The sequence below is a fragment of the Komarekiella delphini-convector SJRDD-AB1 genome (assembly GCF_014831675.1).
Lineage (GTDB): Bacteria > Cyanobacteriota > Cyanobacteriia > Cyanobacteriales > Nostocaceae > Komarekiella.
In genome coordinates this window covers 1-1,181 of sequence record NZ_VJXY01000182.1, presented here as the reverse complement: position 1 = coordinate 1,181, position 1,181 = coordinate 1, and the positions used below count along the sequence as shown (strand labels likewise).

The 1,181-nt window shown below is 43.2% G+C and carries 1 protein-coding gene and 2 pseudogenes; 2 read left to right on the top strand and 1 reads right to left on the bottom strand.

What is annotated here, in order from left to right:
* Positions 1 to 296 (bottom strand): annotated as a pseudogene (locus FNW02_RS38210) (site-specific integrase); the annotation flags it as partial.
* Positions 297 to 398: 102 nt separating this feature from the next.
* On the opposite strand from FNW02_RS38210, the gene FNW02_RS38205 reads away from it, so the two are divergent.
* Positions 399 to 668: a hypothetical protein gene (locus FNW02_RS38205; protein WP_191762644.1), complete on the top strand. Its 270-nt coding sequence runs from the start codon at positions 399 to 401 to the stop codon at positions 666 to 668.
* A 94-nt stretch (positions 669 to 762) separates the two neighbouring features.
* Positions 763 to 1,181: pseudogene (locus FNW02_RS38200) on the top strand (hypothetical protein); the annotation flags it as partial.

Sequence of the window (1,181 nt, the reverse complement as noted above, 5' to 3'; positions counted from 1 at the left end):
GCTTCGGGCTGGTACTCTATCAACAGACCTTGCAAATCTTCAATAATCGGAATGGAGCGAGTGGCAAGTTTCCCCTTAGTGTTAGCCTTGCGAATCGTCAGGTGCGATCGCACTTGTCCATTCACATTATATATATCAGCAGTGAGCAGAGTGACAACTTCGTTGATTCTAGCGGCAGTGAATAATGCAGTAGCAAAGATGGTGCGGTCACGAGTTGTTTTCAAGCCGTGGGTAAATAGCAACTGTATTTCCTCGTGGGAGAGAATTTTCGCTTTCCCGTGGCGGTCGCGCTTCATTTACCTGTACCATTGATTTTCACCGCATTTTTTAGTTTACGTGGTCACGCCAAAAATGGCTAATAATACAAAAATATTATTAATCTCATTTGGTAGCAAAATATGAGCGAAAGAGGCGAGATTTACAATCATAACGGCAAGGCAACGGCAGCAAGTTTAGAATCGCGGGATTTGGCCCAAAGATTTGCGGCGGCTATAGGTGAGTTCAACTGGCGGATTGACTATGTTAAATTTTGCGAACTTTTGAAGTTAGAACCTGGAGATTATGCCGATCAGCAATACAGCTATTTCCAGCAACTAGCGGAATCGCTGACAAGATTTAATGCCGAATCACTGGCTCTTATGATTGATGCGGGGTTGGGCAGTGAGTGATGCGCTAATCATGGTACTGTCTAGGTAACTATCTTCCAGTCCTGGCGCTCAATCAGTCGCGGACAGCCTCGGTTTACCTAGATATAACCCAAATATGAGCCAAACAGGGAAAAACAAGAAACTGGCATCTTTTAACTGTGACCAAAAAATGTGGGAGCAGTTTATCGCCCGTTGCAATTCTGAAGGCACGACGGCAACAACCACGCTCACCCAATTTATCAAACGCTACTTAGATGATTCCTTGGATGATCTTGATACAATTGGTGGTAAAGATTTAGATAAACGCTTGGACTCTAGGATTAAGGCAAGTGTTGAGGAGTACTTGGAAGAGTATTTAGCTACTAGTAACAACGCCGAACAGAAGAATGAAGCGATATTAGCTATTTGCGAAAGACTAGATAAGCTAGAGTCACAGTCCTTAAGTGAATCTAATAGCAATCAAACCACAGCAATCCCTAATCTTGCCGATTTAGAACAAAAAATTTCGGGGATGGCAGCTCGAATCAAACAATT